This window comes from Roseovarius sp. MBR-154, assembly GCF_053628595.1.
In genome coordinates this window covers 85577-93317 of record NZ_JBRJGR010000016.1, presented here as the reverse complement: position 1 = coordinate 93317, position 7741 = coordinate 85577, and the positions used below count along the sequence as shown (strand labels likewise).

Genomic DNA, 7741 nt, shown 5'->3' with positions numbered 1-7741 from the left:
TCAGGCTCAGGCTCAGGCTCAGGCTCAGGCTCAGGCTCAGGCTCAGGCTCAGGCTCAGGCTCAGGCTCAGGCTCAGGCTCAGGCTCAGGCTCAGGAAGTTCTAGCGATTCGGGGGGGGCGGCAAGCGCCGTCTCCTCCTGCGCACTCGCTTCAGGCTCGGGCGTATCGACAAACTGAGATACGTCCTCGTCTGCCTCGTTTTCCATCTCGGCCCTGCGAGCGGCGCGGCGGCGCATGTACTCTTCATGGCGTTTGAGGGTCATGACGGCACCCCATACCACTGCCCCGCGCCGGGGCGCGTGCCTGTGGGTTTGCCGGGGGTGGCCTGTCCTGCCATTGCGAGGTCTCCTGCCTGTTGGCACAGGTATGCCCGGAGAATCCGGCAACAATGCGACAAAAACTTAAGGATTGTATGCCGCCGATTCATGTCTCAAAAGCCGAGCAGCCCGGCGCGGTCCACGGCCTCTTGCAAGAATTCCTCTCGGTTCGACACCGGCTGCCAGCCCAACAAAGCCTTGGATTTGCTATTGTCGAACTGTGCGTAATGTGCCCGCGACTGCCAATCGCGCAAGGAGGCCCGGATCACACCGGGGCGACGCAGCGCATAGGTCTTGAGCGCCGATTTGACCGCATCCGCCGCCCACATCGTCGTCAGATTGCCGGAACTCACGCGGATGCCTGCACCCAACCGCATGTGGATCGCGTTGAAGTAATTGCGCGCCGTCAGGGGCACGTCTCCGACCAGGTTAAAGGAGTGCCCCTGCGCGGCCACGCTTTCTCCCATGCGGAGCAATGCCTCGGAAACATCCCCGATCAGCACGAAGGGCAGCGGGTTGTCCCCCGACCCCCAGAGCCGCACCGCCCCCGCCCCATGCCATCGCCCGATACCCCAGTGCTGCAACGGCCCGCCATAGCCAACGACGATTCCCGGTCGCGCGATGGTCAGCGGCAGGCCATGATCGCGCGCCATCTCCCAAAGCCGCCGCTCGCATTCCGCCTTGGAGCGCGCATAGAGGTTGCGGTCACGCATATCCTGCGCGAAGGGCGTCGATTCAGTAATCACCGTTTGCGGGTTGGACATGTCATAAGACGCAATCGTGCCGGTATAGACAAAGCGCTTGACCCCAGCCGCCAGTGCCGACCGCGCGATGCGATCAGAAACGGCAACATCGTTTTCCAGACAATCCTCCCATGTCGTTCCTAAGGCACGGGCAAGGTTGTAGACAACGTCAATGCCCTGCATTGCTTGGCATAGCCCCGCCTCATCGCGCAAGGAGACTGCGCAGGTCTCGACACTCTCGGGCAGGTCATCAAAGGGCCCATGCGCCCCACGCGACAGCACCCGCACATCCTGTCCCCGCGCGACGAGCCTGCGCGTGAGGTCACGACCCAGAAACCCGGTGCCTCCGATGACAAGGGCGGTGGGATTGGGCCTGCGCCGGGGCTTGGGCGGTGCCCAAGTCTCGCGGCCCTGATCGGGCATCAGCGCAATCGCCGCATCAATCGCACGCATCACCCCCTCTGCGGCCGCGCCGTCAAACCGCGCATCGAGGGGCTTGCCCTCGCGGATGGCAGAATAAAACGCCTCGAATGTGCCTACAAAGCCTAAGGCATAGGGTGATTTTCTGTTCAGCGATCCGATTTGCCGCGCGGCATTGCCAAGGCCTTCGTGCAGATGGCCCCATGCCCCGCCCATTTGGCGCAGGAACGGGTTGAGCACCAGATCGGCGGTGTTCTCATGGCTAACGGTCAGCACATCGGCGGCATAATCCAGCCGTGCCAGCCCCGAGGACCCGCGCAGTGTAATAGAGCGGTCATCGACTGTTTCGACCAATTGCAGGTTAAAGGCTATATCGACGCCGCCCGCCTCTGCCGAGATCCGCCAGCTTTGCGGCCGCGTCCCCGCACCGGGTAGGACCACCGGCTTGCCCAGATAGAGCCCGGTGACGGTGACAGGACCAAAGAGGTCATGGGCAAAGGCAAAAAGATGCGGCCCAAGTTCCAACAACAGATTGCGCGGCTCTCGCAAAAGCCAGAGGCCATAGGGACCAGAGCGCAAGGGGGCGAGAGGCAAGGCCCATGTGATCTCGGCACTGGAAATGCGCCCCAAATCACCGCGCGCAATCTGATGCTTGAGGCGTTGATAGCTGGGCAGCCCAAGGAAATTGTGACCAGCGGCAAAGTGGCGATCTGCCGCCCGCGCCACATTGGCAATTCCGGCGGTTTCGTCCCCCGAGAGGGCCACCGGCTTTTCCACCAACACATGCAGCCCCGCCGCCAAACATTTGCGTGCCAGCTCCGCGTGGCTATCTGGGGGTGTCAAGATATGCACTGCCTTGACCGTACCGCTGGCAATCAGATCGTCGAGCGCGGAAAAGGCCTGCGCTCCATGCGCCGCCGCTAACGCTTCGGCGGCAGAGGCCGACAGATCGCAAACCGCCGACAGGCGCGCACTCGGTGTCAGCTTCAACGCCTCGGTGTGCCAGCCCGCGATATAGCCGGCCCCGATGAGACCCACGTTGATCAGTTTATCCACCATGCAAATCGCTCACTTATATTCGATGATCCGCATTGCCGCACCCCGCCGCTTGCGCAGCTCATAGGTCAGCATGCCGATCAGGTTGGGAAATTTCGACAGGGTCAGAAAGACCCCGTGATGCAGCGCACTGGCCGTCGCCATGCCCTCGCCGCGCAGCCCCTGCACCGTTTTTAGGTACGAAAGGGCATAAGCCGCAAGGACCAGCACCAGCAGCGGACCCCAGAAGACCAGCCCCGCAAGCGCCAGCACCGGCAAAGCCAGACCGTAAACCCAGACCCGCGTCCGCTCGCGCGCGAAATAGCCCGGATGCAGGTCACCCACCTGCGCAAATCCGTGCCCCGAGCGGACCGCGCGTCGCCACCACTGGCCAAAGCGCGTCATCGCGGCGTCGTGCCGGGTCATCGGCAGGGGCAGACGCCGCAGCCCCCACCCCGCCTTGCGCAGACGCTGGCAAAACTCGTCATCCTCGGCGGCGATCACCTGCGCGTCAAAGCCCCCGGCCTCGATATAGGCAGCGCTTCGCACCATCATGTCCCCACCACAGGCCGTGATCTCACCCGCCGGACGGTGCCATTCGTGGTCGCAGAGCGCATTGTAGACAGAGGCACCGGGGGCAACTTCAGACCGCCAGCCGGTGACCAGTCCAAGGGTTGGATCGTCCTGCAGGGCCGAAAGCCCTGCCTCGGTCCAGCCCGGCACCACCGTGCAATCGCCGTCGATGAAATGCACGATGTCCGGCGGCGTCTGCCCAAGCGCCTGAAACCCTTCATGCCGCGCCCGCGCGGCGGTAAAGGGTGTGGCCGGGTCCAGTTCTACCACCTCCGCGCCCGCCGCCCGCGCCGCCAACACGCTGCCATCGGTAGAGCCGCTGTCAACATAGACGATGCGTTGCCCCCGCAACGACCCAAGCGATGCCACGAGCCGCGCGCCCTCATTGCGCCCGATCAGCACCACGGCGAGGTTCATGCGCCGCTCTCCGGTCTGAGGGTTTTAGGCGGGTTGCCTGTGGCATAGCCGTCAAAGAGCGTGGCGAGCCATGCCGCCTCGCTCTCCGAGGCAAACTCCTCCACCACTCGCACACGCCCGGCCTCGCCCATACGACGGCGAGCCTCCGGGTCTGCCAGCACCCGCGCGAGGGCCGCGCCTAGCGCCACGACGTCTCCCGGCGACACCAGCAACCCGCTTACCCCGTCCTCGACCAGTTCCGCCACGCCCGCGATGCGCGTCGTCACCACCGGGACGCGGGCGGCCAGCGCCTCCATCAGAACCACGGGGAGCCCTTCGGCAAAGCTTGGCAAGACCAGCAGCGTTGCCTCTCCCAGCAGTGCCGCCACCTCGTCCTGAGATTTGTAGCCGACAAAATCCACATGATCGCCAAGGCCCTTGGCCCGCGCCTCCAGCACCTCACGTTCCGGCCCGTCGCCGACCAGCGTCAGACGCAAAGCCGGGTGATCCAAGATTAGCCCCTGCATGGCCTCCAGCAGCACCGGCACCCCCTTGACCGCCGCCAGCCGTCCGACGAAGAGAAGATGCGCGGGGGCGTCCGGTGCAGGCCCGTCATAGCGCGCGGGATCGACCCCGCAATGCACGATATGCAGCTTGGCCCAGTGCTGAGGGTTAGAAAACGCCATCGCCTGCGAGCGCGCGAAATGGCTGATGCAGGCCACGAACCGCGCCCGTGCGACCTTTTCATCCAGCCGCCAGTGATGCGGCTCATAGAAGATATCCGGCCCGTGCAGGGTGAAACTGTAGGGGATGCCCGACATTTCCGAGGCCAGCATCGCCACGGTGCAACTCGATTTGGCAATATGGTTGTGCAGATGCGTCAGGCCCCGCGCCCGCAGATGCTGCGCCAGCACGGCGGCCTCGGCCAGATAGATGAACTGATAGAGCGTCGGCTTGATCCCGCCGGGGCTTGTCCGCCACGCCAGCCGCAGCGCCCGCAGCCAGGCCCCCGGCCTGCGCCACGCCGCCAGATGCGCGGCGATCAGGCAGCGCGGCGAGAGGGACGCCTCCAGCACATGAAACGTGCCTGCCGCCTCTTCACGCTGCTCGGGGCCGGTGTGGTGTTCGGGTCCGGTACGGCGCATAGAACAGGTCTCGACCGAAAGGCGAAGTGCCCGCAACGCCGCCACCTCGCGTTGAATGAACGTATCGGTCGCGCGCGGATATTCGCCCGTCAGATAGGCGATCCGCAGGCTCATCCCCCGCTCTCCGTCGCACGCGCGAAGGCGCTGTCGAAATCGTCCTGCGGTGTCCAGTCGAGCGCCGCCTCTGCCGCCGCGATGTCATAGCGCAGGGGCCGCATCCGGGCGCGCAGGATGGCGGGGCGCAACAGCCCCGGCAGACGCGCACCAAGGGGCGAGAGGCACCACGCCAGCGGCATCAGAAGCCGCCAGTTGAGCGGCAGCACATGGCGCGGCCAGCCGGTGCGCCGCAGCGCCGCCAGATAGCGCGCCCGCGTGGGCCGGTCCGGCCCGAGGATGTTGAGCGCCCGGCCCTCGCCCGGCACCTCGGCGGCCAGCACGAAGGCGCGGGCGCAATCCGCCAATGAGACCACCGGCACTTCACCGCCACGCTCCATCAGGATCAGCGTGCCGCCCGCTGAGGGGCCAAGATGCGCGGTCGTCACCCGACCATGGCCAAGGATCGCACCGGGGCGCAGGATGGTGTGGCGCAGCCCGCTCTCGCGCAGCAGACCCTCTTGCGCCAGCTTGGCGCGGGAATAGGCATCGCGCCGCGCGGGGCGGCCCTCCAGCGGGGTGGCCTCTGTCACGACGCCGTTGGCATCGGCGCTGTAGACCGCGATGGAACTTGCCAGAACCAGCCGCGGTGGCAGCGGCTGCGCCTGCATTGCCTCAAGCAGGCGGCGCGTGGCCTCGACCGTATCGCGGGCCTGCACGGACCAGTCGCCCGAGAGCGACCCGGCCAGATGGATCACGCAGTCCACGCCGTCGAGCGCGGGAAACGCCCCCGAGGCAAGGTCGAGATCGTCCCGGGTCAGCGCGCGCACCTCGTGCCCGCGCGCTTGCGCCTCGTCCACGACAGCGCGGCCCAGAACGCCGCCCGCCCCGGTGATCATCAGTGTCAGGTCCATGATGCTGCCTCCATCGGTTCGCATGTGCTTTGCATGACTTGCGCTCCTGCATCGCAGCCAGCGTTCTGAATGGCCAGTGTCACCTCCGTCAGATGCAGCGCCATGGCGTTGGTCAGACGGCACGCCCGCCCCTCGGTCAGCGCCACCAGCATTTCAACCGGGCCGAGCGCGAAGTTCATCGACGCCGCCCCCCAACGGCCCACCTTGGGATGCGAGGCCGCGCGGGGGCGCAAGCGACGGCCCAACGGGTGCTCCAAAAGCCGCCGCCGAAGGACGAACCGCCTATGGAACCGCACGGCAGCGGCATTGTTCCACGCCTCTTTCACCTGCAAGACGCCCGCATCACCGATCACCCGAATGCGGTGATCATGCGGGGCCGTGATCGAACAGGTCAACCGCGCCACCGGTCCCTGTGCAAAAAACAGCGTCGCCACCGAGAAATCCGGCGTGCCTGACGCGCCGGGCTTGTCGGGGAGCACCTCGGCCGAGGCGGCGACCACCCGCTCCACCGGGCCAAACATGGCAATCAGCCAGCTCAGGTAATAGCCCGCATGTTCCAGCGTGCAACCGACGGCGAATTCATCCACATGCGGCCAGGGCGTGCCACTCTCGCTCAGCCACTTGGCAAAGGGCGCCTGCGGAATGAACCCGTCGTCCAACTCTGCGTAGACAAGGCGCGGCACACCCGCGACGCCGCGCCGCACCGCCGACAGCAGCACCTGCGCCGCTTCGCCCAACACCGAACAGGGGGCCGAAACCAGCATCAGACCGCGGGCCGCCGCCAGATCATGCAAGACCTTCGCCTGCGCCATCTCCATCGCCAGCGGCTTTTCGCAATAGACGTGATGCCCGGCCTCCAGACAGGCGCGGTTGATCTCGTAATGCGCGTGCGGGTTGGTGAGGTTCAGTACCACATCATTGGGGGCAAGCCGCGCCAGAAGGGCCGCGAGGCTGTCCTCGGTCCGCACCCCCCAATGCGCAGCGAAGGCCGACTGTCGCGCCGAATCGCGATCATGCACCGCGACAACCGTCACCTTGGGATACAGCGCCAAAGAGCGCAGGTAGAGATCGGCCACGAATCCGCAGCCCACGAGCGCCACGCGCCCGTCTCCGGCCTGATCGGCCGCCCGCTCTGCCCCGGTCGCCTGTTTCATGCGTCCCCGCTACCCATGCATCGTGGCAAGAATCAGACCATTCCCGGGGGATTACAAGCCCTTGGCGCATGGTGATGCCGACAGGTCACAGCCATGCCGACGAAAACCGCGAAATCCCCGCGAATTCGCCGCACTCTGCGCGTCAGGATGCTATATCCGGCACGAGATCGCAGCCCGAGGACGCCAGAGTTGGACTTTCGCATTCACGACCGAATCCTGCGCATCGCGCCGCCCACCCGCGCGGCGCTGCTCGCGGAGGTGTCCAGTCGGCTGCGCGCCGGGCGCGGCTTCGCGCTCGCGACGCTCAATCTCGATCATCTGGTGAAACTGCCGCGCGACCCGGCGTTTCTCGACGCCTATGCCCGGCATGACCTCGTGGTGGCCGATGGCAATCCGGTGGTCTGGCTGTCGCGCCTGGCCGGGCAGCCGGTGGAGGTGATGCCCGGCTCCGACCTGATCGAGCCGCTGGCGCACGTCGCCGCCGAGACCAGCACTTCGCTCGCTCTTGTCGGAAGCACCGAGGCGGCGCTCGTTCGGGCCGCAGAGGGCTTGCGCGCCCGCATACCGGGACTGGACATCGCCGCGCGCATCGCCCCGCCGATGGGATTCGCGCCGCTCGAAGATCAGGGCGCGGAGGTGATCGAGGCGCTCGAGGCCTCTGGCGCGGGGCTGTGTTTCATCGCGCTTGGCGCGCCGAAACAGGAAATCTTCGCCGCGCGCGCGCATGCGTCCCTGCCGCATATCGGCTTTGCCAGCATCGGCGCCGGGCTCGATTTCATCGCCGGTCGACAGCGGCGCGCACCACTTTGGGTGCGGCGCATCGCGATGGAATGGCTCTGGCGCCTGCTGAGCGATCCGCGTCGACTTCTCTTGCGTTACACGCGCTGCGCTTTGATCCTGCCCGGTCTGGCCTGGCGCGCCTGGCGGCAGCGGGCACACTGCCCCTGACGG

The 7741-nt window shown here is 66.3% G+C and carries 7 protein-coding genes; 1 reads left to right on the top strand and 6 read right to left on the bottom strand.

All coding sequences use genetic code 11. The annotated features are described in order from the left end of the window. The 6 genes from ACSSV4_RS17050 to ACSSV4_RS17025 form a co-directional block, all read right to left on the bottom strand. Window positions 1-263: hypothetical protein (locus ACSSV4_RS17050; protein WP_454276294.1), on the bottom strand; the 263-nt coding region annotated here is incomplete at its 3' end. 167 nt (window positions 264-430) lie between these two features. Further along, window positions 431-2539 (bottom strand): NAD-dependent epimerase/dehydratase family protein, encoded by a 2109-nt coding sequence (locus tag ACSSV4_RS17045; RefSeq protein ID WP_454276293.1) that lies wholly within the window; start codon window positions 2537-2539, stop codon window positions 431-433. 9 nt (window positions 2540-2548) lie between these two features. Then, the gene (locus ACSSV4_RS17040) at window positions 2549-3505 is read right to left on the bottom strand and encodes a glycosyltransferase (RefSeq protein ID WP_454276292.1); all 957 of its coding nucleotides are present in this window, start codon (window positions 3503-3505) and stop codon (window positions 2549-2551) included. Then, a complete protein-coding gene (locus ACSSV4_RS17035) occupies window positions 3502-4743 on the bottom strand; it encodes a glycosyltransferase family 4 protein (RefSeq protein WP_454276291.1) in 1242 nt (413 codons plus the stop codon). Before ACSSV4_RS17035 ends, ACSSV4_RS17040 begins: the two co-directional genes overlap by 4 nt. Continuing rightward, window positions 4740-5636: an NAD-dependent epimerase/dehydratase family protein gene (locus ACSSV4_RS17030; protein ID WP_454276290.1), complete on the bottom strand. Its 897-nt coding sequence runs from the start codon at window positions 5634-5636 to the stop codon at window positions 4740-4742. The genes ACSSV4_RS17035 and ACSSV4_RS17030 overlap by 4 nt, the downstream gene beginning before the upstream one ends. Next, window positions 5627-6790 (bottom strand): Gfo/Idh/MocA family protein, encoded by a 1164-nt coding sequence (locus tag ACSSV4_RS17025; protein ID WP_454276289.1) that lies wholly within the window; start codon window positions 6788-6790, stop codon window positions 5627-5629. The genes ACSSV4_RS17030 and ACSSV4_RS17025 overlap by 10 nt, the downstream gene beginning before the upstream one ends. Window positions 6791-6979: 189 nt before the next feature. On the opposite strand from ACSSV4_RS17025, the gene ACSSV4_RS17020 reads away from it, so the two are divergent. Continuing rightward, window positions 6980-7738, top strand: a complete 759-nt coding sequence (locus ACSSV4_RS17020) for a WecB/TagA/CpsF family glycosyltransferase (protein ID WP_454276288.1) — start codon at window positions 6980-6982, stop codon at window positions 7736-7738. Window positions 7739-7741 lie beyond the last annotated feature (3 nt).